A 26,118-nucleotide genomic window follows, 5' to 3' on the forward strand; every position below is an offset into this window, starting at 1 on the left:
CTGATTGCAGCCGGTCAAATCAGAAATATCAATGACTGTTCATGCCTAAAGCAGTCATTGAGCAAAGTTTTGTGCTGACGTTTTCTCATGGCCAGCAAACTGGCTAGGGTAAAAGCTGGTCAATTCAAAAACAGTGTTTTTGCGAAAATGCTATTAGTAAAAGTAATCCAAAGATGAAACAATTAGCTAATTACTAAGCCGACGAAGTCGGTACCTCCAGAACCATCTTGAAGGCTTCGCCGCTCATCCCTCGTATGTTCAATGTTTGGCCTTCTTTGCAGCGCGCCTTTCTCAATTCTAAAAATTCGTTCTATTGGCGTAGCTTTTTGGTATTGATACTGCTGTTTGCATGCTTGGCGCTTTACTGGAATGGCCTGCTTGCGAGTCAGAACCAAAAAAAGACAGACCTCTACCAGCAGACCATGCTGCGCTCCGCCCAGTTGACCAAAACATTGGCTGTGTTGAGCCAGACGCTGTTCACGGGGCTGGATTTCGTTGCTCAAAACTTGGTGGCGGAATACATGGGTGGGCATGCCGAAGACTTCGACCGTGCGGTGCATACAGCCATCAGCAGCTATCCTGCAGGCTCTATCTTGCAAATCGCGGTTGCCGATCGTGAAGGCGATATTGTGTACTCCAACCTGCAAGACCCGCCCAGGCAGCCCACTTCTACGTCGATCCGTGATCGCGCACATTTTCGCACCCATGCTGAGGCCAGTAGTGATTCCGGGCTCTACGTCAGTCAACCGGTGATGGGCCGGGTATCCAAATTGTGGACTATCCAAATTTCGCGAGCTATACGATCACAGGGCCGCTTTGAGGGCGTGCTCGTGATATCAGTAGCACCCTCTTACCTGTCTAAATTCTTTCGCGAAATTCTCAGAAAGCCCAATGACCTGGTAATGCTGCTGCGCAATGATGGCGCCTTCATGGCCAGTTCAGGGGAAGAAAGTGCGTTTTTGGGCAAATTCGTTTCCGAGGAGCATGAATTCCTGCGCCAGCACGGTGCCATGCATGGCGAGTACGATTCGACGTCAAGTGTCGACGACGTGGCCCGTCACAATACTTGGCACCGTGTCAACGGCTTCCCGCTACTGGTGTTGATTGGGCTGGACAAACAAGCACTTTCGGAGCCGTTGCACGAAGAAATTCAAACCTCCTTGTTGCGCCACGGGGTGGGCAGCGTGCTTTTGGTTTTGATAGTGCTAATCAGCGGATGGCTGGCTCTGCAACGACGCAAAGCCCAGGAGCAAGCTGCACGCAGCGAAGAGTTGCTGCGCAAGCTGGTGACCCAAGTGCCCGGCGGACTTTTCCAATTGCAGGTGCGCGCCGATGGCAACTTGCGCCTGCCGTATGTCAGCCCAGGCATGCGCAAACTGCACCAGATGTCAGGTAAAGCAGGGGGGAGTGATGGTCAAGCCTTGTTTGCTTTCATTCACCCGGACGATGGGCAGCGTGTGCGTACCGAACTGCTCCAAGCCTCTGCCGATCTGCAACCCTGGCAAGGCCGCTACCGGATTGTCGATGAAGAGGGTTACTTACACTGGGTGCAGATAGCAGCCCAACCGGAGCGCCATGGTGACGATGAAGGTGTGCTCTGGCACGGCTACGCTCAGGATGTAACCCTTCAACACAAAATGCAAGAGGCACTGCGTGTCAGCGAGCAGCATCTGCGCCTGACGATGGAGGCCGTGCATGATGGCATGTGGTCTTGGGACTTGGACACAAACTTGGTGCATTGGGATGCGCGCTGCTGGGAAATGCTGGGATATCCAGCCCAGGCCAAACAACTGACGCGCGAAACCATGCTCGCATCGATGCATCCAAACGATTTGAAAAAATTCCAGCAAAGTGTGCAGGCCCACCTTGAGCGCGGTGAAACTTACCACTGCGAGTTCCGCTTGCGCACGGCCACTGGGGACTGGTTGTGGGTGGAGGCTCGCGGAGATCTTGCCGATACTTCCGCAGGCGAGTCCTTGCGCATGCTCGGTACACATACCGACATTACCAAACGCGTAGCGCAGACGCAGTTGGTGCGGGCTCTGCTCGACGAAAACGCCTGCGCCATACTGCTGGTCTCACCAGAGCGCTGTATCACTCAGGCCAACCAGCGCGCACGCAGCATCTTTGGTGCACCCGGCACCTCTTTGGTGGGACAAAGCACCCAGATCATCCACCCGGATGCCACTAGCTTTAAGTCCTTCGAAGCGTGTTATGCCGAACTGCGCGAGCAGGGGCGCACACACCGAGAGTGGATCTTCCAATTGGGTGACGGAACCTCGCGCTGGCATGATGTGCACGGTACCTTGCTCGACCCTCAAGACCCCCAGGGCCAGGTGATCTGGACGATCGTGGACGCTGACGATCGCCACCGTGCCGAGATTGCCCTGCGCACAGCCCAGCAGCGGTTGACAGCGATTATCGAACGCTTCCCCAGTGGCGTGATGCTTCAAGAGCGGATTTTTGGCTCGATCGTTGCCATGAACCAGAACCTGTGCAATCTGCTCGAACTGCCGGCCCCCATAACCAGGATACCCAGGGTGCTCGAAGCGAAGATAAACCGGTTACTGCCCGCAGACATGCTTGCTGAGCCGAGTGCCCCGCAGCACCTTCATCTGCCCACCGTTCAGCGCATCGAGCTGCCGCTGCCTAGCGGACGCGTTTTTGAAGTCCAACGCATCCCACTGTGGCATGGAGATCGCCAACTGGGGCTTTTCTGGGTGGTGGATGACATCACTCAGCGCAAGCAGCGGGAATCGTTGCTAGAGCAGCAGGCCACCACGGACACGCTGACCAAGCTGCCCAATCGGCGCGCCTTCATGGACAGAATTCAGCAGGAATACAACGCCATCTGCCTCTCTCACCATAAGCCAGGCATCCTGCTCATTATCGACATCGACTTCTTCAAGAAAGTCAACGATACATGGGGCCATGGCATAGGCGATCAAGTGCTGCAGCACTTGGCTTCGGTGCTGCGCCAAAACCTGCGCTCGGGCGATATGGCTGCACGCTTGGGTGGCGAAGAATTCACCGTGCTGCTCCCCCAGACTGACCTGCATGACGGGCTGCAACTGGCCGAACGCGTGCGAGCCGCCATTGCCAGTGCTCCTGCCACCACCGACCAGGGAGCCATTACCGTCACCGTCAGCTTGGGCGTGAGCGTGCTGGATGCATCACTGAGCAGTATTGATGAAGCTTTGAACAGATCGGATACCGCTCTCTATGCGGCTAAACACCAAGGCCGCAACCGCGTCTGCACCTGGAGTGAAGGCAAGGAGGGATCCTAGTTCATTGCATAAGGCTGGTTTGGCCCCTGAAAATGGAGTTCTTAGCGCTGTTAAAAATGTAAACAAGTTGCGAAGAAACTCTGGTCGATTCAACCTGCAGTGATTAATTTTCGTTAATTTTCAATGTATTCAGGGGCCCGTCGCTCTTATTTTGATTACCCTTGTATCGGCACAACGCTCGTCACATGTTCGTCGCCGCCACCACTTGCGCCATGTCAGTCAGCCCCTCTAGCGCTTTTTCTATTCCGTCTTGGCGCAGGGTGTGCATGCCAGCTGCCAGAGCTGAATGGCGGATGTCCGACGCCGGTGCCCGGTGGCGGATGTGCTGGCGGATGGTGTCGTCGCTGAGCATGAGTTCATGGATACCCAGTCGCCCGTGGTAGCCATTGCCTTCACACTGTGGGCAACCCACGCGTCGCCAAAGGCGCAATTCGCCCTGCGCGTTACCGTGTGTCTGGCGCCAGCGCGCCACCAGCGCTTGGCGCAATTCGGGCGTGTTGCTTGCGCCGCTACTCAGGTACTGCGATGCCAGATCCGTCAGCGACTGTTCATCGATCACATGCGGCTCGCGGCAGGCCGTGCACAGGCGGCGCACCAAGCGCTGCGCGAGGATGGCCAGCAGTGAATCTGAGAAGTTGAAAGGGTCTAGACCAATCTCAAGCAGCCGCGCGATGCTCTCGGGTGCCGAGTTGGTGTGCAAAGTGGACAGCACCAAGTGTCCGGTCAGCGATGCTTCAATCGCAATGCGTGCGGTTTCCTCGTCGCGCATTTCGCCAATCATGATTGTGTCCGGGTCGGCGCGCAGGAATGTACGCATGGCGGCGGCAAAGGTCCAGCCGATGCGCGGATTTACCTGCACCTGGCGCAGACCTTCCTGTGTGATCTCGATGGGGTCTTCAGCCGTCCAGATCTTGCGACCGGCAATATTAATGTCGCTGACCACCGAGTGCAGCGTGGTTGTCTTGCCGCAGCCTGTGGGCCCGCATACCAGTATGAGGCCATAACTTTTCTGCACCACTTGGCGCAAGATATTCAGGTTGGATTGGCTCAGACCGATCTTGTCCAGCGGCAGGGGCTTAGCCCCGGCCAGCAAGCGAAGCACCACATCCTCCAACCCGTGTGAGGTCGGCACCGTAACCACACGTAACTCCACCGGGGGGCCTCCAAAACGGGCAAAGTTGATCTTCCCGTCTTGGGGCTTGCGGTGCTCGGAAATGTCCATGTTGGCCATGATCTTGATACGCGCCACCATCGCGAAGCGATAGCGCGCGGGCAGCACCAGGTAGGGTGTGAGGTCGCCATCGATGCGCAAGCGCACGCGCACATTGCTCGGTGCTGGCTCGGTTTCGATGTGAATGTCGGACGCGCGGTGCTGGATAGCCTCGTCAATCACAGAATTGATGAGCCGCACCAGCGTGTTGTCCGATTCGCTGATCACATCGGCGTGGTCGGCCTCCACATCAGGAAACGCATTAGTCAGGCTGTTCAGTAGATCTTGCGAAGTAGCACGTGCACTTGATGCAGCGCTGCCCGGATCGTTGGGACGAGTGCGATAGGCCTTGTGGATGGCGGGCATCAGCGTTCCTGGCGCAGCCCGCAGCGCGATGAGTCTGCGCTGGGTCAGAAACCGCAACTCGCTGAGCAGCTCGCGGTCGCTAGGGTCAGCCATCAGCACCACCAGCGCGTCGTCACGGGCCAGCAGCGGCAGCACAGATTCACGCTCTGCCAGTGTGCGGGGCACCAAAGCGATAGCGGCAGGTTCAGACGCTATATCACCCGGATGCACGGTGTAATCGCCCAACCAGGTGGCAATTACTTGGCCCAACTGCTCTTGGGTCAATGCCCCGCTTTCCACCAAAATTTGCCCAATCTTGCGATAAGTGCCTTCATTGCGCTCCTGGCGCTGTACACGCAGGCCAGCCTCCAACTCAGTTGCGGACACCAAGCCCGCTTGTACCAGCGCCTCCCCCAAGTGGCGGGCCTTGCCCACAGTCGGGTGAGGCTTGGACAGCAGCCTCCACAGGGCATCTGCATTGATGGGTCGGACGCTGGGGTTGGGTGAGGTCGGCAAAGGGGCGGCAGCTAATTCGGTCATAAATAGTCAAAGACGTTCGCTACAAGGTCAAGGATTGACCAGCCACCAATCGATGTAGTTGGCATAGACCTATGCAGCAGCTAGGCTGTAACTGATAGTAAGCCACTAATCATGCCGCAGCCGTCCCCTGTGCGTAGCAGTGGCGTTATCGCATCGCGTGCTTCAGCCCAAAAACCACTGTTTCATTGCTTGCAATACCCTTTCTTCAAGCTGTTACGGGTGCTGCATGAGGGGTATCGCTATGGAGAATGCAGTCAGTGAATCACACCGGCTTAGTTGGAAACTCAGTGCATGAGAGGATTGAGCCAGTGACACTAAAGCTAGCTTTGTGACTTCCCTTTGGACTCAACTCGATAATCGTTCAGACAAGCTGTACGTTGAACGAGCATCTACCACCTAAGAAATGAAAATTCAGAGATATGAGAAGCTTCAAAAAAAAAGCTGCCTCCGGTTAGAGAGGCAGCGCAATACAAGCATCAAGCAGAAATCAACCTGCGAGACGAAACGAGTCTATGGGAAAAAAACAAACGCTCTGCACCTAAAATTGGCTCGTAGCAATGCTACAACGCTATACATTTTGCAAAATTCATCGCACCAACAATTGATGTTTTAGAGTTTTCCTATCGATCGTATTGAATCTATGCATTTTTCAATCGATAGGGTTCTTTAAATTGCAAATTTCCACTTTCTTGAATCTTACAAATGCCATCAGGCGAATTTGATTGAACTCAAATTCCAGCAGCAGCTTGAATTGCCCAGCTTTTTCTTGATGGCCTCAAGTAGCTTCATCAAAGCCTGTCTATGGCTGCTATGCAGCAATAAGCAGTCAGTCTGGAGGGCGACGCGACAGGCAGCTATCGCTGCAAAACAGACATACAACCGGAGTGCCTTGGCCATTTCAGACAAAACATAAAAGCCTAACTAACCACCAAAACAAAAAGCGCTCCAATGGAGCGCTTTTTTCATAGCATTCGAACCAAAGCTGGAAAGCTCTAAGCTTAAATACTGCAAGCAGAAATTACTCAGATGTTTCTGAGTTTACGACTTTGCAGTTACAAATCCTCGTCCCGCAAACCCGCATGGATGCTAGCCCGGGGTTTACGACTTTAATTGCGAATTTACGACTTTAATTACCCAGAATAATAAGCGCTAAAAAGCCGTTTACTGCGTTACTCCACGGTCACGGATTTGGCCAAATTACGTGGCTTATCTACGTCCGTGCCGCGTGCCACGGCCGTGTGGTAGGCCAGCAGCTGCAGCGGCACCACGTGCAAGATGGGACTGAGTGCACCGTAATTCTCGGGCATGCGGATCACGTGCATGCCTTCGGCGTTGTCGATGTTGGTCTTGGCATCGGCCAGCACATACAGCACGCCACCGCGCGCGCGCACTTCTTGCATGTTGCTCTTGAGTTTTTCCAGCAGCTCATCGTTGGGCGCCACGGTGACCACGGGCATGGCGCTGTCCACCAAGGCCAGAGGGCCGTGCTTGAGCTCGCCCGCCGGGTAAGCCTCCGCGTGGATGTAGGTGATCTCTTTGAGCTTGAGCGCGCCTTCCATGGCAATCGGGTAGTGCATGCCACGGCCCAGGAACAAGGCGTTGTGGTGCTTGGCAAAGTTTTCGGCCCAACTCACTACCTGCGGCTCCAGCGCCAGCACGGCCTGCAGCGCCACGGGCAGGTGACGCATGGCGGTCAGGTATTGCTGCTCCTTGTCCTCTGTCAGCTTGCCTTTGGACTGCGCCAAAGCCAGTGTGAGCAGGAACAAACCGGCCAGCTGTGTCGTGAATGCCTTGGTCGATGCCACGCCAATTTCCACGCCGGCGCGGGTGATGTAGGCCAGCTTGCATTCGCGCACCATGGCACTGGTGGCCACGTTGCAGATGGTCAGCGTGTTGGTCATGCCCAGACTTTGCGCATGGCGCAGTGCGGCCAATGTGTCGGCGGTTTCCCCCGACTGGCTGATGGTGACCACCAAGGTCTTGGGGTTGGGCACGCTGGTGCGGTAGCGGTATTCGCTGGCCACTTCCACGTTGCACGGAATGCCGGCAATGCCTTCCAACCAGTACTTGGCGGTGCAACCGCTGTAGTAGCTGGTGCCGCAGGCCAAGATCAAGACGTTGTCGATGTCTTTGAACACCCGCCATGCCGCAGTGCCATCGGCACCATCAAACAACTCGGGGGCGATGTTGACAATACCTTCGAGCGTGTCACCAATGGCGCGGGGTTGCTCGAAAATTTCTTTTTGCATGTAGTGGCGATAAGGGCCCAACTCCACCGCACCACTGTGGGCGTGCACAGTTTTAATGGGGCGCTGCTCGGGCAGCACAGCGTGACCGTCTTTGCCCGCAATCCAGTAGCGTCCAGGCTGCAAATCCACCAGATCACCCTCTTCCAGGTACACGATCTGATCGGTCACGCCCGCCACGGCCATCGCGTCCGATGCCAGGAAGAATTCGCTATTGTCCTGGCCCACGCCCAGCACCAGGGGCGATCCGGCACGGCCACCCACCACGCGATGGGGTTCGTCCTTGTGCATCACGGCAATCGCGTAGGCGCCATGCAACTGGGCGCGCGCAGCCTTCACCGCATCAAACAAATCACCGTTGTACAGGCTGTCCACCAAATGACAGATGACCTCGGTGTCGGTCTGGCTGGCAAAGTTGTAGCCCTTGGCTTGCAGATCGGCGCGCAGTTGTTCGTAGTTTTCAATGATGCCGTTGTGCACCAGTGCCACACGGGCGGGCTTGCCACTGTCGATGGTTTCACCCGGGCCGTAGCTGAAATGCGGGTGGGCATTGCGCACCGCTGGCTCGCCGTGCGTGGCCCAGCGGGTGTGGGCAATGCCGGTCAGGCCTTGCAGGTCGTCGGTAGTGACTTGCTCCAGCAATTCCGCCACGCGCGCCGTGCTGCGCGCGCGCTGCAGGCCTTGGCTGATGGGGCTGCCGGCCACCATGCGGTGCACGGCCACGCCGCAGGAGTCATACCCACGGTACTCCAGCCGCTGCAAGCCTTGCACCAGCAAAGGAACGATATTGCGCGTGGAAACTGCGCCAACGATGCCACACATAGGCGGAACTCCGGAAAGGTTGAAACGTGGCGTGATGCTAAAAGCATCTATGCAAAACTTATGATCTATTTTCTTGAATAAAAGAAATTAAATTTCATACCAAATCCTTGGAGAAATTTAATTTCAAAATCAAATGAAATCCGAAATAAATTCCTCTGAATTCTCACTCGATTTCACCGACCTGCAACTGCTAGACCTGCTGCAACGCGATGCAGGGCAAAGCAACCTGCAGGTGGCCGAGCAACTGCACATCTCCCCGCCGACTTGCTTGCGCCGCGTACGCCGCCTGCATGCACTGGGGCTGATTGAGCGGCAAGTGGCCATCGTACGCCCCGAAGCGGTGGCGCCCCTGGTAGGGCATGGCTTGCAAGCACTGGTGGAAGTGACGCTGGAGCGCCAGCACGCCGAGGCACTGGATGAGTTTGAAGCCTTGGCCGTGGCTGAAGACGGTGTGCAGCAATGCTGGCGCGTTTCACCGGGGCCTGACTTTGTGCTGGTGGTGGCATGCAGTGATATGCCTGCGTATTTGGCCCTGTCGCAACGCCTATTCACCGCCCACCGCAATGTGCGCAATGTGAAGACGTTTTTTGCCACCAAGCGCGCCAAGTTCAGCCCCCACCTGCCGCAACTGGCACACAAACCCGAAAACGCTTGAGCACCCTGAAGCAATATTAATAGCTACCAGCGCAGGCTATATAAGCACTAGAGGCCTATTGAATGCACAATCAAACAGCGGCCGGCCAGTCCAGGTGCACGGTGCAACCGGCTTGCACCTGCGACTGCACCTCCCAGCGGGCACCATGGCGCTGTGCCACCGTGTGCACCAGCGCCAGGCCACAACCCACACCGGCAAACTCGCCCTCCCGGTGCATGCGCTGAAACAGCTCGCCCAGGCCTTGTGCACGGCTGGCGTCAAACCCCACGCCGTTGTCTTGTACCGTCAAGCGCCAGCCGCCCGCTGCCAAAGGCTGCGCCTCCACACACACCTGCGGCTGTGGCTGCGTGGCAGAGAATTTGACGGCGTTGTCCAGCAGCGCTTGCATGGCAGAGCGCAGGCTGTCGGCATCGGCCATCACCCACACGGGCTGGTCTGGCAACACCCACTGCACCTGCGGATGCTGTGCTTGCAGAGGCTGCGCCGCCGCTTGCACCAGCGCCGACCAGTTCAGCACCTCCAGGTGCAAGGCGGTGCGAGCCATGCGTGAGATGTGGGCCAAGCCATCGAGCATGGCGCTCATCTTGCGGGCTGATTGCTCCATCGTGGCCGCAAACTCGCGCGCATCTTCTGCGGCGTAGCCCGCTTGGGGCGCTGCTGCCGCCAACTCTTCCACCGACTCTTTGAGCAGCGGTGCAAACGAGACCACATGCCGCAAGGGCGCGCGCAAATCGTGCGCAACGGCGCGCATCCAGGCCTCGTGCGCCGCATGCAAGCGATCCAGCTCAGCCCGCTGCTGCGCAATCAATCCCAGCGCTGCTTCGAGCGTGGTGGGCACAGGGGTGAACGCATGCATGGCAGGCTCCTTGACAGATTAGGGCTTGGGTTGTTTGGCGGGGCGCGTCCAGTTGGCAATACTGACTTGCTTGCCACGCGCCACGCTCAATGCACCCGGCTCGGTGCTCTTGGTAATGGTAGAACCACCGCCCACCGTACCGCCAGCGCCAATCGTCACCGGTGCCACCAGCACGCAGTTGCTGCCCACGTGCACATCGGCCTCAATCACCGTGCGGTGCTTGTTGGCGCCGTCGTAGTTAGCGGTGATGGAGCCCGCGCCGTAGTTCACCCGCTCGCCCACGCTAGCATCGCCCAGGTAGGCCAAGTGGTTGGCCTTGGCACCGTCGGCCAAGATGGAGTTCTTCACTTCCACAAAGTTACCGATGTGCACCTCCTTGCCCAGCTGCGCGCCGGGGCGCAAGCGGGCAAAGGGGCCAATCAGCGCACCTTCGCCCACGCTGGCGCCCAACTTTTCACCATCAATGTGGGTGTAGGGGTGAATCACCGCGCCCGCCGCAATCGTGGCATTGCTGATGTGGCAGTAGGCACCAATGCTGGCGCCTTCACCCAGTTCCACCTTGCCGGTGAAGATACAGCCCACATCAATTTCCACATCCGGCCCGCACAGCAGTTGCGCCGCATGACCGCGCACATCGTCACGCAGGTCAAAGCGGGCGGGGTCGGCCAATCGAATGCCTTGCTCCATCAAGCGGTGTGCCTGGCGCTGCTGGTGGGCCCGCTCCAGCTCGGCCAGTTGCAGCGGGCTGTTCACGCCAGCCACCTGCACGGCATCCGTGATGCGGTGGGCCACCACGTCCACACCATCGGCCACCGCCATGGCAACAATGTCCGTCAGGTAGTACTCGCCTTGGGCGTTGTGGTTGTTCAGTTGCGCAAGCCAGTGCGCCAAGCGCTTTGCGGGCACGGCCATGATGCCGCTGTAAATCTCGGTGATAGCGCGCTCGGCGTCGCTCGCGTCTTTTTGCTCAACGATGCGCTGCACCGTGCCTTGGGCATTGCGCACGATGCGGCCATAGCCCGTGGGGTTGTCCAGGGTGACGGTCAGCAGCGCCATGCGGCTGCCGCCTGCAGCTTGCACCAGGTCTTGCAGGGTGGATGCCTGGGTCAGCGGCACATCGCCCGAAAGCACGATCACCATGCCGTCCTGCGCCAGCGCAGGCACAGCCTGCTGCACGGCGTGGCCGGTGCCCAGCTGCGGCTCTTGGCGCACAAACTTCAAATCCAAAGCCTGGCTGCTGCGGCCTTGGGCGATGGCGGCTTCTACTTCTTGCGCACCATGGCCGGTAATCACCACGGCCGAGCGCGCCTGCAACTGCGCGGCCGTATCCAGCACATGCTGCAGCAAGGCACGGCCCGCCAGTTTTTGCAACACCTTGGGGTGCTTGCTTTTCATGCGGGTGCCTTTGCCGGCAGCCATGACGACGATATCAAGGGGTAGTGCGTGAGAGGAGGACATAAAAATCACTTGTGAAGCCAGCTACGGCCAGCGCTATGCGCCAGATTATCCCGCGCTGGCACACCTGCGCGTGAACACCTCGGCCAGACAGCCATCTGATTGGCGTGGGGCACACACGACAGGCTGCCCCGAAGTGTTTGACCTGCGTCAGCAAGCGCTGGGGGCGCCTGGGTTGCCCCCTTGGAGCCGCGTGGCCCTTTCTGCATTCTGTACAGCTTCGCGCCGCGCACACTGCCCCGCGCGCTTTCTCTCCGCCTTCTCAGAGTGAATTGAAAGGATCGTTCATGACCTTTATGCCGTGGTCCAGTGCGCTCATGCTGGGCATTCCGCGCATCGATGCGCAGCACCAGACGCTGGTGCAATTGATCAACACCTTGTATGACGAGCTGAGCAACCCCATTCCTGAGCGTGCCGTCATCGGGCAGGTGCTTGAAGGCTTGGTCGATTACACCCACAACCACTTCATTGAAGAAGAGGTGATGTTCCAGCGCTACGGCTATCCGCAAACGGCCGAGCACACTGCCGAACACGCCCACTTCACCGCCCAGGCCATGGATTGGCTGCTGCGCTTTGAGGCCGGGGAAGATGTCGACCTGGAGGCGCTGGACTTTCTCAAAGACTGGCTGCGCTGCCACATCCTTGAAGAAGACCGCGCGTATGTACCGTTTTTCCAAGCGACCCTCGCCGCAGACGACACCGCATCAGCGCCACCCATAGCCATTAAAAAGTGAGCTACTGGCGCTTGTATTTCATGGCTTTCAAATACCAAACACTTTAAAACCCTTATTTCACAAGCGCAAACAGCTCATTTTTTAAAAGCAAAAAAGCCGCCGCCTTTTCCAAGGCAGCGGCTTGGGGGACGCGCAGCGCCCATTCTCTCCAAGCTGCAGGTGAATTGCGACTTCTGGCTGCTGGCTTGGGCAGGCCAGTGCGTCGCCAACGGTCAGGCCAGCGTCACGCGGGCAAACTTGCGCTTACCCACCTGCACCACAAAAGTGCCCGACTCTACCTTCAGGCCGCGGTCGCTGATGACGGTGCCGTCAATGCGCACGCCGCCGCCGTCGATCAGGCGGTTGGCTTCGCTGGTGGAAGGCGCCAGGTTCGCTTGCTTGAGCAAGGCACCAATCCCCATGGGCGCACCCGACAGGCTCAGCTCCGGGATATCGTCGGGAATGCCGCCCTTGGCACGGTTGTTGAAGTCTTGCTCGGCCGCATCGGCAGCTGCAGCGCTGTGGAAACGCGTGGTGATTTCCTTGGCCAGCGCCACCTTGGCGTGCTTGGGGTTGCCGCCCGCAGCAATCTCAGCCTTGAGCTGGGCAATGTGCGCCAGGCTCTGGAAGGACAGCAGCGTGTACCAGTCCCACATCAGGTCGTCCGAAATCGACAGCACCTTGGCGAACATGGTGTTGGCGTCTTCCGTAATGCCGATGTAGTTGTTCTTGGACTTGGACATCTTGTGCACGCCGTCCAGGCCCACCAGCAGCGGCATGGTGAGTACGCACTGTTGCTCTTGCCCATACTCGGCCTGCAGATGACGCCCCATCATCAGGTTGAACTTCTGGTCTGTGCCGCCCAGCTCCAGGTCGGCCTTCAAGGCCACCGAGTCATAGCCTTGCAGCAGCGGGTACAAAAACTCGTGCAGGCTGATGGAGCTGCCTTCGGTAAAGCGGGTGTGAAAGTCGTTGCGCTCCATCATGCGTGCCACGGTGTACTTGGCCGACAGCTCAATCATGCCGCGCGCGCCCAGCTTGTCGCACCATTCGCTGTTGTAACGCACCTCGGTCTTGGCCGGGTCCAACACCTTGGCCGCCTGGGTGTAGTACGTCTCGGCATTGGCCTGGATTTGCTCTGCGGTCAGCGGCGGACGGGTCGAGTTGCGGCCCGAAGGGTCGCCAATCAGCGTGGTGAAGTCACCGATCAAAAAGATCACTTGGTGGCCCAAATCCTGCAACTGGCGCATTTTGTTGAGCACCACGGTGTGCCCCAAATGGATGTCCGGCGCTGTAGGATCCAGACCCAGCTTGATGCGCAGCGGCACCCCGGTTGCCGCCGAACGCGCCAGCTTTTGTGTCCAGTCAGCTTCTGGTAACAATTCGTCAACGCCGCGCAAGGTGATTTCAAGCGCTTGTCTTACAGCCTCAGTGACCGGGTATGTTGTAACAGCATTTTGATTCATAAGGGTTTTTTCCAGCGCGGGGTATAGGCCCCCCGGTATAATTTCGGCTCGATTGCAGTGACCAATTCTAGTCGGCAAGGCATTTACATACTGGTAAATGGCCACTATGCTGACAGAACGCGTGCCCCATGCCTCACATGCCTTTCCGTCTTCAAGGTACGCACACTTCCCAGGAACCCAGGTTTTGAATCACAAACTAGTTTCTGCCGGCAGTGCTTTCCTTGCACAGCTGGCACAGTCCATCCAGCGCCACCCGAAACGCCTAACCGCCGCGATTGCGACCCTCATGCTCACCGCAGGAGGTGGCGCCTTCGCCGTTGCGTCCCTGGGTCCAGATCCTGCCGACATGCCTGTCCGCACGCTCACCCAAACGATCCCCTCGCTGGTCGAGGGCAGCACGCTGGCCGATCTGACAGATCTGAACGATTTTTCGCTGTTCCGCACGGACTACACCCGCTCCAGCGATACCCCAGAATCGCTGCTGCAGCGTCTGGGGATTGCAGACCCCAGCGCTTCGGCCTTTTTGCGCAGCAATGAGCTGGCTCGCCAGCACGTGTTCAGCCGCAATGGCCGCTTGGTGTCCGCCGAGGCCAGCAACGACCACCAGCTGCGCAAGCTGACCGTGCGCTGGATTGAGAGCGAAGACAGCCAAAACTTTCAGCGTTTGGTGCTGGAGCGCGATGCCCAAGGCCAGTTTGTCAGCACCGTCTCGACCGCACCGCTGGTCGTCAACACCCGCCTGACAGGTGGCACCATCCACAGCACCTTGTTTGCCGCCACCGACGCTGCAGGCTTGCCCGACGCCGTGGCCGTGCAAGTGGTCGATATTTTTTCGGACATCAACTTCCACCGCCTGCACAAGGGTGACCGTTTCTCCGTCATCTACGAAACCTTGGAAGCCGACGGTGAGTTCTTGCGCTCTGGCCGGGTGCTGGCCGCAGAATTCCAAAACCGTGACAAGCTGCACCAGGCCATGTGGTTCCAAGAGCCCGGCCAACGTGGCTCTTACTACGCCATGGACGGCTCCAGCCTGCGCCGTGCCTACCTGAATTCTCCCGTGGAATTCTCGCGCGTCAGCAGCACCTTTGCCATGCGCAAGCACCCCATCCACAACACATGGCGCCGCCATTTGGGCACCGACTTTGCGGCCCCCACCGGCACCAAGGTACGTACCGTGGGTGATGGCGTGATTGAGTTTGCGGGCTGGCAAAACGGCTATGGCAACGTCATCTACGTCAAGCATGCCAACACTGCCCACGTGACCGTCTACGCCCACCTCAGCCGCATTGACGTCAAGAAGGGGCAGTCTGTAGAACAAGGCCAATTCATTGGTGCCGTCGGCTCTACCGGCTGGTCCACAGGGCCGCACCTGCACTTTGAATTCCGTGTGAATGGCAACCACCAAGACCCCCAGGCCATCATCGCCAAGAGCGAAGCCAACGAAATCTCCGAGAAAGTGCGCAAGCAGTTTGCCAAGCATGCAGAGCATATGCACACGCAACTGGCCTCGGCAGAGCTGATTCGCCAAGCCAGCGCCCAATAAGGGTGTGCTAACCTCCTGAGGGCCTCGAGCAATCGAGGCCCTTTTTCTTTGCCTGCCGCGTTTGTATGCCCACTGCCCACCTCCCTGCTCCTAATCGTACCGCCCTGTATATCGGCCTGATGTCCGGCACCTCGCTCGACGGCGTGGATGGCGTGCTGGTGCAGTGGGATGCCCAGCAGCAACTGCACGTACTGGCATACGCCGCCCAGGGCTTTGCTTCGGATTTGCGGCAAGAACTGCTGGCGCTCAATACCCCCCAAGGCTGCAATGAGCTACACCGTGCCGCGCTGGCGGGCAATGCCATCAGCCGCGCTTATGCTGACGTGGTGCAGCAGTTGCTGGACCAAAGCCGCACCCCGGCCAGCCACGTGAGCGCGATTGGCGCCCACGGCCAAACGGTGCGCCACCAGCCGCAGCAACACGATGGCACCGGCTACACCTTGCAACTGCAAAACCCAGCCCTGCTGGCAGAGCGCACAGGCATCACCGTCGTCGCCGACATGCGCAGCCGCGATGTGGCCGCAGGCGGCCAAGGCGCTCCTTTGGTGCCAGCGTTCCACCAAGGCGTCTTCAGCCGTACGGACCGCAGCACCGCTGTGCTCAACATCGGCGGCATTGCGAATATCAGCCTGCTGCCCGCCTCTGGCGCACCAATGCCTGTGATGGGTTTTGACTGCGGGCCCGGCAACGCGTTGATGGATTGGTGGTGCCTGCAGCACACCGGCGCAGCCTATGACAACCAAGGCCAATGGGCCGCGGCTGGCACGGTGCAGCAGGCGCTGCTGCAGTTGCTGCTGTCAGAGCCGTTTTTGCAGCTATCCCCTCCCAAAAGCACCGGGCGCGATCTCTTCAACCCCAGTTGGCTGCACACGCAGTTGCAAGCATTCGGCCACACACCCAGCCCGCAGGATGTGCAAGCCACGCTCACCGCCTTTACCGCCCACAGCTGCGCACAGGCGTTGATGCGGCATGCACCCAACAGTGACAGCTTGCTGGTGTGCGGCGGTGGTGCTCTGAATACCGAGTTGATGCGCCAGCTCCAAGCCTTGCTGCCGCATGCCCACGTACAAAGCACGGCCGCACGCGGCTTGCCACCGCTGCAGGTGGAAGCTGCCGCCTTTGCCTGGCTGGCCCGCCAATGCATGCTGGGTTTGCCCGGCAATTTACCCGCCGTCACGGGCGCGCACGGGCCACGCATTCTGGGAGCGATTTATCCCGCCTGATGCAGCAGCGGTGCTTAGTCGTGCCCGTCTGGCGCGCTGCGCACCTTTTCATCCGGCTCTAACTGGCTAAACACCAAAGTGGCCGCCAAGGTCATCACCCCCACCGTCACAAACGTGGCTTGCAGCGCCAGCAGCTTGTAGCCTTCGCGCGCCTGCCACATGTCGGCATAGCCCGCGAGCACCGCTCCAGCTATGGCCACGCCCATGCTCATCGCCAGCATCTGCACCATCGACAGCAGACTGTTGCCGCTGCTGGCCGACTCCCCGGTCATGTCCTTGAGCGTGACCGAATTCATGGCTGAGAACTGCATCGAGTTGATGGCGCCAAACACAAACAATTGCGCCACGATCAGCCACACCGGCTGTGCGGGGCTGACCAGCCCCAGGCCCGCAATCATCACCCCCAGCAACACCGAATTCACCTGCAGCACACGCTTGTAACCAAAGCGCAGCACTGTCTGCACCGCCACGCGTTTGACCAGCATGCCGCCCAGCACCGTGGCCAGCATCATCGTGCCCGCATGAAAGGGCGACAAACCCAAACCCACCTGCAGCATCAGCGGCACCAAAAAGGGCGCAGCCCCACTGCCCAAGCGGGCAAACAAATTACCCAGCAAGCCCACGCGCAATGAGCGCACGCTAAATAGCGATGGGGCAAACAAGGGCTGGCTGCTGCGCAGCGCGTGCATCCAGTACGCTGCCAGACTGGCCATGCCGAACACCAGCAGCACGGCCACCAGGGCATGCCCCATCCCCACACCGGACAAACCATCCAGCGCCAGCGACACCCCCACCATGCCAGCGGCCAGCAAGGCAAAGCCCACACCGTCAAATGCGCGCTTGGGCTGCTGATCGTTCAGCGGCATCCAGCGCCATGCCGCCCACACGCCCAGGATACCAATTGGCACATTGATCCAAAAAATCCAGTGCCAGGATGCAAACTCCACCAGCCAGCCACCCACCGCCGGCCCCATCAAGGGCCCCACCTGCCCCGGAATGGCAATGAAACTCATGGCGCGGATGAAGGCATCGCGCGGATAGGCGCGCAGCACTGCCAGCCGCCCCACGGGCAGCATCATGGCGCCGCCCACCCCCTGCACCACCCGCGCCATCACCAAAAACTGCAGCGTAGGGGCCAGCGCACACAAGACCGAGCCCAGCACAAACAAGGCCATGGCCGCCGTGTAAATACGGCGTGTACCAAAGCGGTCTGCCACCCAGCCCGTGGCTGGAATCAACATGGCCGTCGTCAGCGCATAGGCCACCACCACCGACTGCATATGCAGCGGGCTTTGCCCCAAGGATGCTGCCATGCTGGGCAAGGCCGTGTTCAAAATCGTGGCATCCAGCGACTGCATGAAAAAGCCAATGGCCACCAGCCACAGCAGGGGCTCTTGCTTGCTTGCAGGTTGACCGATATTGTTTTTCATAGCTGCTAGCGCTCATCCAGTCTACGTTTTAAGGCAATTTGATCACAAAAAAGCCGCTGGCAAGCAGCGGCTTTTGGGAAGGGGAAAACAGACGCAATCGGCGCTGTTACACCGAGAAGCTCGAGCCGCAACCGCAAGTGGTCTGGGCATTGGGGTTCTTGATCACAAACTGCGCACCCTGCAGATCTTCCTTGTAGTCGATCTCTGCACCAATCAGGTACTGGTAGCTCATGGCATCAATCAACAGCGACACACCGTTTTTGGTCATGGTGGTGTCGTCGTCATTGGTGATTTCATCAAAAGTGAAACCATACTGGAAACCCGAGCAACCGCCGCCTTGCACAAACACGCGCAGCTTCAGGTCTGGGTTGCCTTCTTCCGCAATCAGGTCGGCCACCTTGGCAGCAGCGCTGTCGGTGAAGACGATGGGATCAGGCATTTCAGTGGTGGTGGGTTCTGCAACGGCGCTCATGGGGATACTCCGAGTGTTCTTCTCAAAATCGGCTGTAATGGTACTGCGTTTTGCTCAGGAATTAGGCCAGCGCCTAGCTTTGACGCCAGTCGCAGTGGGGGCATTGCCCGCCATCTTTCCCGCACAGACCCAGCGGTAAAGCCCACAAAAAAGCCGCCACACCCGAAGGTAGAAGCGGCTTTTTTGTGAGGAGGCTGCACCGAAGCGCAGCCTGCCAAAGGTCTGAAACGAATTAACGCTTCGAGAACTGCTTGGCGCGACGAGCACCACGCAGACCGACCTTCTTACGCTCAACTTCACGAGCGTCGCGAGTCACGAAGCCGGCTTGGCTCAGTGCAGGCTTCAACGCTGCGTCATAGTCGATCAGCGCACGAGTCACGCCGTGGCGCACTGCACCGGCTTGACCGGATTCGCCGCCGCCGTGCACGTTCACCAGCACGTCGAAAGCTTCCAGATTGCCAGTCAGCGCCAGAGGCTGCTTAGCGATCATGATGGAGGTTTCGCGGCCGAAGTACTGCTGAATGTCTTTGCCATTCACAGTGATCTTGCCGGAGCCCTTTTTCAGGAATACACGAGCCACGCTGGACTTGCGACGGCCTGTACCGTTGTTCCAATCACCAATCATTGAGGTCTCCTTAGATTTCCAGAGCCTTAGGCTGCTGTGCGGTATGGGGGTGCTCAGCACCGCCGTACACCTTCAGCTTCTTGATCATGGCGTAGCCCAGGGGACCCTTGGGCAACATGCCCTTGACGGCCTTTTCCAGAGCGCGGCCAGGGAACTTAGCCTGGAGGTCGCGGAAGTTGGTGGCAGTAATGCCGCCAGGATAACCAGAGTGACGGTAGTACACCTTGTCCAGGTTCTTGGTGCCAGTGACCTTGAGCTTGGAGGCGTTGATGATGACAATGTAGTCGCCGGTGTCAACGTGAGGTGTGTAGATTGCCTTGTGCTTGCCGCGCAGACGGAGTGCCACTTCGCTGGCGACACGTCCGAGCACCTTATCGGTGGCGTCAATCACAAACCACTCGTGTTGCACCTCAGCGGGCTTTGCGCTGAATGTAGACATGAGATTTCTCTTTCAAGAAGGTTTGGAAGGCCCTTTTCCGCGGTCGGTGCTTCTTCTTAAATTCAATTGCTGAACTAGGAAGCCTCTTAGGCGGTAACTACCAAAGCCTCGGCAAAACCTCTGCTTTAGTACTTCGCCGCGGGGCCATAAAATCGCTGCGAAGCCCGCCATTATACAAAATAGCGTCCAATAGCGCCATCAGCACCTGGTGTTGGTGTGGATTTACCCGCATCAGCGGCAATCCCCGCACACTGGCGCCATCCTGCGGCCTTGGGCCGCCGCCCCGCTGCAGCCTGGACTGCCGCACGAACCGAAAAGAATTCACACCTATGTTTAGCTACCGCCACGGCTTTCACGCCGGTAACCACGCCGATGTACTCAAGCACACGATCTTGATCGCCGCCTTGCAACACATGGCGCAAAAAGACACCGCCATCAGCGTGATCGACACGCACGCGGGCGCGGGCCTGTACCGCCTGGACGGCGACTTTGCCAACACCAGCGGTGAAGCCAAGGGCGGCATTGAACGCCTGCTCGATACCCCCCTGGATGAGTTAACCCCGGCCTTGCGTGCCTATGTAGAAACCGTGCGCAGCGTCAACCAAGGCAAGGGCGTCAAAACCTACCCCGGCTCGCCGTTCATCATCCAAAGCCTGCTTCGCCCGCAAGACAAGCTGCGCCTGTTTGAGCTGCACCCCAATGACTGGCGCTCGCTGGACGGCAACATGGCCCAACTGGAAGCAGGCAAGCAGGTGGAAGTGCTGATGGAAGACGGCTTCAACGGCATCAAGCGCTTTTTGCCCCCGCCTTCGCGCCGCGGCTTTTTGCTGTGCGACCCCAGCTATGAAATGAAGACCGACTATGGCCGCGTGCTGACCATGATCGAAGACGCCCTGGTGCGCTTTGCCACCGGCACCTATGCCGTGTGGTACCCCATCATTCCGCGCCAGGATGCACACGATTTGCCCAAGCGCCTCAAAACCCTGACCACCAAGGCTGGCAAGGGCTGGCTGCACGCCACGCTCACCGTCAAGGGCAGCAAGATCCGCAGCGAAGTGAACGACTGGGGCAACACCGCCGAAGGCAAGCGCCCCGGCCTGCCTGCCAGCGGCATGTTCGTGATCAACCCGCCCTTCACCCTGCGCGCTGCGCTCAAGGAAACGCTGCCGCAAATGCAAAAGCTGCTGGCGCAAGACAAGAACGCCGCTCACACGCTGGAGTTTGGGGAGTAAATCCACCCCCATCGCTACACAAAAAAAGGAGCTGCCTGCGCGCTTGCAACAAGGTTTTCAGATGCTTATCACACTGAAATCCTTGATGTTTGAGCGCGGGCAGCTCCTTTTTTATTGAGCCCGGCGTGCTACACCTGTTGCACGTGCCAAGGGGCAAGTGGGCACAACTTAATTGCTGGCCGCCAGCACCGCTTCAGGGCAGCTGTCTTCACCCTCGTCGAGCTTGTAGATTTCTACCGACTTCACGCCTTTGCCCAGCATGCCGATTTCTTCGGCCGCCGCCTTGCTCAAATCAATCACTCGGTTTTTTACAAACGGGCCACGGTCGTTCACGCGCACCACCACCGTTTGGCCGGTGCTTTTGCTGCGCACGCACAACTGGGTGCCGAACTCGTACGTGGGGTGGGCGGCTGTCAGTTCGTACTGGTTAAAACGCTCGCCATTGGCCGTCTTGCGGCCATGAAATCCGGGGCCGTACCACGAGGCAACGCCTTGCTGATCGACTTCGGGCCATTCCAGCTCATACAAGCGCTCTTGCATGGCCTTGGCCGGATCCTTCATGCGGTCTGGCCGCAAAGGGGGGGGGGCCATCTTGGCCAACAATTCCGCGCCGGTGCGGGAGCTGGCCTGGGGCGCGCGCACAGCATCGCCCTGGGCGGGTGTTGTGCGCTCGGTGGGCAGGGGCGCGCAAGCGCTTAACAACGCAGCCAGCAGCACCGATGCTGCTGGCAAGGCACGCGGACGTGCCAAAGACAAAAAAGACACACTAACGGAAACAGGCTGACCCCCATGAGCTTGCATGGTCTGACCCTTCTAACGGTGAGCGCACGATAAGCACCACCAGAAAGCCAGCGCGTTCCGCTCAAGCCATTACAAGCCCAATCGGTCGCACAGCTCCAAGGTAGCAGCGCTCTGGTTCATCGTATAAAAGTGCAAGCCCGGTGCGCCTTGATCGCGCAACTGCTCGCACAAGCGTGTGACCACATCCATGCCGAAGGCGCGAATCGAGGTCACATCGTCCCCGTAGGCCTGCAGGCGCAGGCGGATCCAGCGGGGAATCTCAGCGCCGGTCGCATCGGAAAAGCGCATGAGTTGAGAGGAATTAAGGATGGGCATGATACCGGGAACCACCGGCACCTGCACGCCAAGTGCTTGAATCCCTTCAACAAAACGAAAATACGCGTCGGCATTGTAGAAGTACTGGGTGATGCCGCTGTGTGCGCCCGCCTGGATTTTTGTAGCAAAAGCTTTCAGGTCTGCCTCGGGAGATTTGGCCTGCGGGTGGGTCTCGGGGTAGGCCGCTACCTCGATGTGGAACCAGTCGCCAAACTCGTTGCGGATGAATTCCACCAGGTCGCTGGCATGGTGAAATTCACCGCCCAAGCCATAGCCGCTGGGCAAATCGCCGCGCAGCGCCACCAGGCGTTTCACGCCCATGTCCTTGAGCTCTTGCAGCTCTGCGCGCACCTTGGCGCTGGTGGCGCCGATGCACGAGAAGTGGCAGGCCGCCTGCATGCCTTCGGCCTGAATATCACGCACCATGCTGAAAGTGCCTGCCTGGGTCGAGCCACCTGCGCCGTAGGTTACCGAGCAAAACTCGGGCTGGCGGGCATACAAATCCTTACGCACTTGCACATGCTTGGCCGCGCCTTCGGGCGTTTTGGTGGGAAAAAACTCAAAGCTGATGGGGAAGTTGCTGGTCTTTGTATGGGCCACGGTCATCACTCCTCGCCTGCCCTCCCGGCAAGCTGTCTGCAATCATGTTGTCTGAGACAAGCTGGCAGCCCCTGCCGACCTGTCTCTCACGTCCGCCACATCCACCACGCCATGCAGCGTGCAAGCGGCACACCGCACGGGCGGTGCCGGACTTATTTGGCGTTCTTGCGCTTGGGGCGCGCAGGCCCAGGCACGTTGTAGCCGTCTTCTTCGTCGTCAATCACGTCAATGCGCTTGAGCTCGCGCAGCACGGTGCGCGAGACGCGCTTGGCCGCAGGCGCAGCAGGCTGGTCGGGCAGCGGCTCGTCCAGGTTCTTGATGCTGGCGCCTTGCACCGCATGCACAAAGAATTCGTGGTTGCCGTCACCGCCCTCAATGGCGGAATCCATCCAGCCCTTCACTTGCAGGCCCAACTCGGCCAGGCAATCGCACACACGCTGTTTCACCTCTTGGTACAAGGCCGGGTCACGCACAATGCCGCCCTTGCCAACCTGGCCGGGCTGCAACTCAAACTGGGGTTTGACCAGCATCAGCAACTGGCCATGGGGCTTGAGCAGGCGCACCACGGCGGGCAACACCAGCGTCAGCGAGATGAAGGACACATCGCCCGTCACAAAGTCAAACGCCGGGGTGGTATCTACATCCGCGTAGGCTTCTTTACGGCGGCGCTCGGTGGGCACACAGCCCTCTTCGCGCGCCTTGGCCTTGGCGGCTCGCTCGGCCTTGAAGGCTTCGATGTCGGTGTCCTTGGCGTCGTTGCTGTCGTCGTAGTCTTCGGCGATTTCACCGCCGTTGCGCATCCACGCATACGGAGCCTGGGGCAGGGTGTCGTTGTCTTCTTCCTCTTCCCAGCGCTCGGAAATCACTTCTTCGCAGGCATCTTGCAAGATCTCTGCGGTCATGGAACGCGCATTCACGCCCTCCACACAAATCACACGCACGTCTGCACGCAGGCTCTCGTGCAACTGGCCCTGGCCCACGTCCACACCAATCACCTGGGCTGCGCCGTGCTTGAGCAGGCAGTCAGTAAAACCGCCGGTGCTTTGCCCCACATCCAGGCACCGCAGGCCTTGCACGTTCACACCCGTGGCGGCCAGTGCGCCTTCCAGCTTCAAACCACCGCGGGAGATGAATTTGACTTCGGCGTCATCCAGCAGCTTGAGCTCAGCGCCCACAGGGATATCGTCACCGTTTTTGACGACTTTTTTCCAAGGGGCCAGCGGCGTCAAGCGCCACTCCACGCCCGAAGCGATCAGGCGCTGGGCCTGCGAACGGGTGCTGGCATGACCGTGGTCCACCAAAAATACATCTGCGCGCATGGCGTAGTTTCCTTTTATTCACTCAAATTGGCCTCTAGCGCTTATCTGATAAGCGTTAGCAGCTATCTATTTACAGCAAAGCACCAGAGGTCGCAAAGCCGCCGCACATGCGGTCGGCTTTGCCCGCCATGATTAGTAGCGGTAGGTTTCAGGCTTGTAAGGGCCTTCCTTCTTCACACCGATGTAAGCGGCTTGCGCATCGGTCAGCTCAGTCAGCATGGCGCCGACCTTCTTCAGGTGCAAGCGCGCCACCTTTTCGTCCAAGATCTTGGGCAGCACGTAGACCTTGCCCACTTCGTAGGCTTCAGGGCGTGTGAACAGTTCGATCTGGGCGATGGTCTGGTTGGCAAACGATGCGCTCATCACGAACGAAGGGTGGCCCGTGGCGCAACCCAGGTTCACCAGACGGCCCTTGGCCAGCAGCGTGATCTTCTTGCCGTCAGGGAATTCGATCTGGTCGACCTGGGGCTTCACTTCTTCCCACTTGTACTTCTCGATCGAAGCCACGTCGATTTCGTTGTCGAAGTGACCGATGTTGCAAACAATCGCTTGGTCCTTCATGGCGACCATGTGCTCGTGGCGGATGATGTCTTTGTTACCGGTGGTGGTCACGAAGATGTCGCACTTGTCGGCGGCATATTCCATGGTCACCACCTTGTAGCCTTCCATCGCAGCTTGCAGCGCGTTGATCGGGTCAATTTCGGTCACCCACACTTGGGCGCGCAGGGCGGACAGGGCTTGGGCGCAGCCCTTGCCCACGTCACCGTAACCCGCCACCACAGCCACCTTGCCAGCGATCATCACGTCGGTGGCGCGCTTGATGCCGTCGACCAACGATTCGCGGCAGCCGTACAGGTTGTCAAACTTGGACTTGGTCACCGAGTCGTTCACGTTGATGGCACGGAACAGCAGGCTGCCGTTGGCCGACATTTCGTTCAGGCGGTGCACGCCGGTGGTGGTTTCTTCGGTCACGCCGATGATTTGGGCGGACTTGCGGGTGTACCAGGTGGGGTCCTGCGCCAGCTTGGCCTTGATGGCCGCAAACACAATCCGCTCTTCTTCAGAAGAAGGGTTGGCCAGCACGGACAAGTCCTTCTCGGCCTTTTGACCCAAGTGCATCAGCATGGTGGCATCGCCACCATCGTCCAGGATCATGTTGGGGCCTTCGTTTTCGGAGCCAGCAGGGCCGAATTCAAAGATGCGGTGGGTGTAGTCCCAGTAGTCTTCCAGCGATTCGCCCTTGATGGCAAATACGGGGGTGCCAGTCGCTGCAATAGCTGCAGCGGCGTGGTCCTGGGTCGAGAAGATGTTGCAAGAAGCCCAGCGCACGTCGGCGCCCAGGTCCTTCAAAGTCTCGATCAGCACAGCCGTTTGAATGGTCATGTGCAGCGAGCCGGTGATGCGTGCGCCCTTGAGGGGCTGGGCCGCAGCGAACTCTTCGCGAATGGCCATCAGGCCGGGCATTTCAGTTTCAGCAATGCGAATTTCTTTGCGGCCCCAGTCGGCCAAAGAGATATCGGTAATTGCGCGATCTTGTGTATTGCTCATGGTTTCTCCGTGCGGAAGACAACTTGAAAAAACCACGTTCTGGGAGATTGGGGGCTGAACAGACCTCACCGCACAGAAAGCGTGGGTGAGCGTCGTTGCCTAGGAGCGAGGCGGCAGGGTGTGCCGTCTGCTGCCCTTCCGAGCCTCACGCCACCGCGGGTGCTGGGTGGACGCTGCAACGCTCCTCGGAAGGAAAAGAGGCTGCGATTGTAATCGAGCCCTTCAAGGTTTGCCGCAGTCAGGCATCCGCCGTGGCAGTTGCCGGGGCAATGCGCATCGGAATGGTCACCGGGCCATCGTTGACCAGGTGCACCTGCATGTCGGCGCCAAACACCCCGGTTTGCACCGGGCCCGCTGCGTAGCACTGCTGGGCCTGCGCCACCATGTAGTTGTACAGGCGCAACCCCTCCTCAGGCTTGGCGGCCAGCGTAAAGCTGGGGCGATTGCCGCCACGGGTGTCTGCTGCCAGCGTGAACTGGCTGACGATCAACAGCCCGCCCCCCACATCCTGCACGCTGCGGTTCATCTTGCCTGCATCGTCGCTGAAGATGCGCAGCTTCAAAATTTTGGCCAGCAATTTATCGGCCTCTTGCTCGGTGTCGCCCTGCTCGGCACACACCAGCACCAGCAGCCCTTGGGCAATCTGCCCACTCACTTGCCCATCCACCTCTACCCGCGCTTGGCGCACACGCTGCAATACCGTAATCATGAAACCTTAAAAATCATAGTTACTGGGGCAGTACTGATAGGCACTTACCCCCCGTTGAGCTTTCAAATGCTTATACAGCGTACGCTGACAGCTCCTGTTTTTATGCATCACTACCGATCCAGCCAGCTGTCTGTAAGCTGCCACCAGGATGATGTAACTTGCCGTAACGCAAAACGGCGGTGCCTGGGCTCCGGTATACCGCCAACCTATGCACGCGACCACTCTTTTCGTTGATTGTCCCGCACCGCGCAAGCTCGGGCGCCCAGG

The 26,118-nt window shown here is 58.9% G+C and carries 20 protein-coding genes and 1 riboswitch; of the genes, 6 read left to right on the plus strand and 14 right to left on the minus strand.

Annotation, left to right across the window (positions count from 1 at the left end):
- Window positions 1-227 precede the first annotated feature (227 nt).
- The gene (locus tag QEP12_RS06365) at window positions 228-3,287 is read left to right on the plus strand and encodes a diguanylate cyclase (RefSeq protein ID WP_284213720.1); all 3,060 of its coding nucleotides are present in this window, start codon (window positions 228-230) and stop codon (window positions 3,285-3,287) included.
- A 181-nt stretch (window positions 3,288-3,468) separates the two neighbouring features.
- On the opposite strand, the gene QEP12_RS06370 is transcribed toward QEP12_RS06365, so the two are convergent.
- Complete coding sequence (locus QEP12_RS06370) at window positions 3,469-5,382, minus strand: GspE/PulE family protein (protein ID WP_284213721.1); 1,914 nt, start codon at window positions 5,380-5,382, stop codon at window positions 3,469-3,471.
- A 1,169-nt stretch (window positions 5,383-6,551) separates the two neighbouring features.
- Complete coding sequence (glmS, locus tag QEP12_RS06375; protein ID WP_284213722.1) at window positions 6,552-8,450, minus strand: glutamine--fructose-6-phosphate transaminase (isomerizing); 1,899 nt, start codon at window positions 8,448-8,450, stop codon at window positions 6,552-6,554.
- A gap of 133 nt (window positions 8,451-8,583) precedes the next feature.
- Here glmS and QEP12_RS06380 point away from each other — a divergent pair, with 133 nt between their 5' ends.
- Window positions 8,584-9,105 (plus strand): Lrp/AsnC family transcriptional regulator, encoded by a 522-nt coding sequence (locus QEP12_RS06380; protein ID WP_284213723.1) that lies wholly within the window; start codon window positions 8,584-8,586, stop codon window positions 9,103-9,105.
- 70 nt (window positions 9,106-9,175) lie between these two features.
- Here the strand turns inward: QEP12_RS06380 and QEP12_RS06385 are convergent, their stop codons facing one another.
- Window positions 9,176-9,961, minus strand: a complete 786-nt coding sequence (locus tag QEP12_RS06385) for a sensor histidine kinase (protein ID WP_174863166.1) — start codon at window positions 9,959-9,961, stop codon at window positions 9,176-9,178.
- Between the two features lie 18 nt (window positions 9,962-9,979).
- Window positions 9,980-11,419: a bifunctional UDP-N-acetylglucosamine diphosphorylase/glucosamine-1-phosphate N-acetyltransferase GlmU gene (glmU, locus tag QEP12_RS06390; protein WP_284213724.1), complete on the minus strand. Its 1,440-nt coding sequence runs from the start codon at window positions 11,417-11,419 to the stop codon at window positions 9,980-9,982.
- A gap of 284 nt (window positions 11,420-11,703) precedes the next feature.
- Here glmU and QEP12_RS06395 point away from each other — a divergent pair, with 284 nt between their 5' ends.
- A complete protein-coding gene (locus tag QEP12_RS06395; protein ID WP_174863167.1) occupies window positions 11,704-12,150 on the plus strand; it encodes a bacteriohemerythrin in 447 nt (148 codons plus the stop codon).
- Between the two features lie 212 nt (window positions 12,151-12,362).
- Here the strand turns inward: QEP12_RS06395 and tyrS are convergent, their stop codons facing one another.
- Window positions 12,363-13,595 (minus strand): tyrosine--tRNA ligase, encoded by a 1,233-nt coding sequence (gene tyrS, locus QEP12_RS06400; RefSeq protein ID WP_284213725.1) that lies wholly within the window; start codon window positions 13,593-13,595, stop codon window positions 12,363-12,365.
- Between the two features lie 184 nt (window positions 13,596-13,779).
- Here tyrS and QEP12_RS06405 point away from each other — a divergent pair, with 184 nt between their 5' ends.
- Both QEP12_RS06405 and QEP12_RS06410 read left to right on the plus strand, forming a co-directional pair.
- Window positions 13,780-15,138, plus strand: a complete 1,359-nt coding sequence (locus QEP12_RS06405; protein ID WP_284213726.1) for a M23 family metallopeptidase — start codon at window positions 13,780-13,782, stop codon at window positions 15,136-15,138.
- A gap of 65 nt (window positions 15,139-15,203) precedes the next feature.
- Window positions 15,204-16,361, plus strand: a complete 1,158-nt coding sequence (locus QEP12_RS06410; protein ID WP_174863937.1) for an anhydro-N-acetylmuramic acid kinase — start codon at window positions 15,204-15,206, stop codon at window positions 16,359-16,361.
- 14 nt (window positions 16,362-16,375) lie between these two features.
- Here the strand turns inward: QEP12_RS06410 and mdtD are convergent, their stop codons facing one another.
- The 4 genes from mdtD to rplM all read right to left on the minus strand — a co-directional run bounded on the left by mdtD (window position 16,376) and on the right by rplM (window position 19,327).
- Complete coding sequence (gene mdtD / locus QEP12_RS06415) at window positions 16,376-17,791, minus strand: multidrug transporter subunit MdtD (protein ID WP_284213727.1); 1,416 nt, start codon at window positions 17,789-17,791, stop codon at window positions 16,376-16,378.
- A gap of 106 nt (window positions 17,792-17,897) precedes the next feature.
- Complete coding sequence (gene erpA / locus QEP12_RS06420) at window positions 17,898-18,263, minus strand: iron-sulfur cluster insertion protein ErpA (RefSeq protein ID WP_284213728.1); 366 nt, start codon at window positions 18,261-18,263, stop codon at window positions 17,898-17,900.
- 232 nt (window positions 18,264-18,495) lie between these two features.
- Entirely contained in the window at window positions 18,496-18,888 is a 393-nt protein-coding gene (gene rpsI, locus QEP12_RS06425) for a 30S ribosomal protein S9 (RefSeq protein WP_219162962.1), read from the minus strand.
- 10 nt (window positions 18,889-18,898) lie between these two features.
- On the minus strand, window positions 18,899-19,327 hold the full coding sequence (rplM, locus tag QEP12_RS06430; protein ID WP_219162963.1) for a 50S ribosomal protein L13: 429 nt from the start codon (window positions 19,325-19,327) through the stop codon (window positions 18,899-18,901).
- A 329-nt stretch (window positions 19,328-19,656) separates the two neighbouring features.
- Between rplM and QEP12_RS06435 the strand changes: the two genes are divergently transcribed.
- Window positions 19,657-20,559, plus strand: a complete 903-nt coding sequence (locus tag QEP12_RS06435) for a 23S rRNA (adenine(2030)-N(6))-methyltransferase RlmJ (protein WP_174863170.1) — start codon at window positions 19,657-19,659, stop codon at window positions 20,557-20,559.
- A gap of 168 nt (window positions 20,560-20,727) precedes the next feature.
- On the opposite strand, the gene QEP12_RS06440 is transcribed toward QEP12_RS06435, so the two are convergent.
- From QEP12_RS06440 to dtd, 5 genes are all read right to left on the minus strand, one after another.
- Window positions 20,728-21,360: a septal ring lytic transglycosylase RlpA family protein gene (locus QEP12_RS06440; protein WP_284213729.1), complete on the minus strand. Its 633-nt coding sequence runs from the start codon at window positions 21,358-21,360 to the stop codon at window positions 20,728-20,730.
- 69 nt (window positions 21,361-21,429) lie between these two features.
- Entirely contained in the window at window positions 21,430-22,281 is an 852-nt protein-coding gene (gene metF, locus QEP12_RS06445) for a methylenetetrahydrofolate reductase [NAD(P)H] (protein WP_219162965.1), read from the minus strand.
- A gap of 146 nt (window positions 22,282-22,427) precedes the next feature.
- Window positions 22,428-23,594 carry a TlyA family RNA methyltransferase gene (locus QEP12_RS06450; protein WP_284213730.1) on the minus strand — a complete coding sequence of 389 codons (1,167 nt, stop codon included), beginning with the start codon at window positions 23,592-23,594 and terminating at the stop codon, window positions 22,428-22,430.
- 132 nt (window positions 23,595-23,726) lie between these two features.
- On the minus strand, window positions 23,727-25,142 hold the full coding sequence (gene ahcY / locus QEP12_RS06455; protein ID WP_219162967.1) for an adenosylhomocysteinase: 1,416 nt from the start codon (window positions 25,140-25,142) through the stop codon (window positions 23,727-23,729).
- An 80-nt stretch (window positions 25,143-25,222) separates the two neighbouring features.
- Window positions 25,223-25,335, minus strand: a riboswitch (S-adenosyl-L-homocysteine riboswitch).
- Window positions 25,336-25,380: 45 nt separating this feature from the next.
- Window positions 25,381-25,851, minus strand: coding sequence for a D-aminoacyl-tRNA deacylase (gene dtd, locus QEP12_RS06460; RefSeq protein ID WP_219162968.1), 471 nt, complete (start codon window positions 25,849-25,851; stop codon window positions 25,381-25,383).
- Window positions 25,852-26,118: the final 267 nt, after the last annotated feature.

The organism is Comamonas jiangduensis, from assembly GCF_030162955.1.
GTDB classification, from domain to species: Bacteria; Pseudomonadota; Gammaproteobacteria; order Burkholderiales; family Burkholderiaceae_C; genus Comamonas; species Comamonas jiangduensis.

Coding starts and splice junctions, on each gene's coding strand:
- QEP12_RS06370 (WP_284213721.1), bottom strand. CDS start 5,382: ATGACCGAATTAGCTGCCGCCCCTTTGCCGACCTCACCCAACCCCAGC.
- glmS (WP_284213722.1), bottom strand. CDS start 8,450: ATGTGTGGCATCGTTGGCGCAGTTTCCACGCGCAATATCGTTCCTTTG.
- QEP12_RS06380 (WP_284213723.1), top strand. CDS start 8,584: ATGAAATCCGAAATAAATTCCTCTGAATTCTCACTCGATTTCACCGAC.
- QEP12_RS06385 (WP_174863166.1), bottom strand. CDS start 9,961: ATGCATGCGTTCACCCCTGTGCCCACCACGCTCGAAGCAGCGCTGGGA.
- glmU (WP_284213724.1), bottom strand. CDS start 11,419: ATGTCCTCCTCTCACGCACTACCCCTTGATATCGTCGTCATGGCTGCC.
- QEP12_RS06395 (WP_174863167.1), top strand. CDS start 11,704: ATGACCTTTATGCCGTGGTCCAGTGCGCTCATGCTGGGCATTCCGCGC.
- tyrS (WP_284213725.1), bottom strand. CDS start 13,595: ATGAATCAAAATGCTGTTACAACATACCCGGTCACTGAGGCTGTAAGA.
- QEP12_RS06410 (WP_174863937.1), top strand. CDS start 15,204: ATGCCCACTGCCCACCTCCCTGCTCCTAATCGTACCGCCCTGTATATC.
- mdtD (WP_284213727.1), bottom strand. CDS start 17,791: ATGAAAAACAATATCGGTCAACCTGCAAGCAAGCAAGAGCCCCTGCTG.
- erpA (WP_284213728.1), bottom strand. CDS start 18,263: ATGAGCGCCGTTGCAGAACCCACCACCACTGAAATGCCTGATCCCATC.
- rpsI (WP_219162962.1), bottom strand. CDS start 18,888: ATGATTGGTGATTGGAACAACGGTACAGGCCGTCGCAAGTCCAGCGTG.
- rplM (WP_219162963.1), bottom strand. CDS start 19,327: ATGTCTACATTCAGCGCAAAGCCCGCTGAGGTGCAACACGAGTGGTTT.
- QEP12_RS06435 (WP_174863170.1), top strand. CDS start 19,657: ATGTTTAGCTACCGCCACGGCTTTCACGCCGGTAACCACGCCGATGTA.
- QEP12_RS06440 (WP_284213729.1), bottom strand. CDS start 21,360: ATGCAAGCTCATGGGGGTCAGCCTGTTTCCGTTAGTGTGTCTTTTTTG.
- metF (WP_219162965.1), bottom strand. CDS start 22,281: ATGACCGTGGCCCATACAAAGACCAGCAACTTCCCCATCAGCTTTGAG.
- QEP12_RS06450 (WP_284213730.1), bottom strand. CDS start 23,594: ATGCGCGCAGATGTATTTTTGGTGGACCACGGTCATGCCAGCACCCGT.
- ahcY (WP_219162967.1), bottom strand. CDS start 25,142: ATGAGCAATACACAAGATCGCGCAATTACCGATATCTCTTTGGCCGAC.
- dtd (WP_219162968.1), bottom strand. CDS start 25,851: ATGATTACGGTATTGCAGCGTGTGCGCCAAGCGCGGGTAGAGGTGGAT.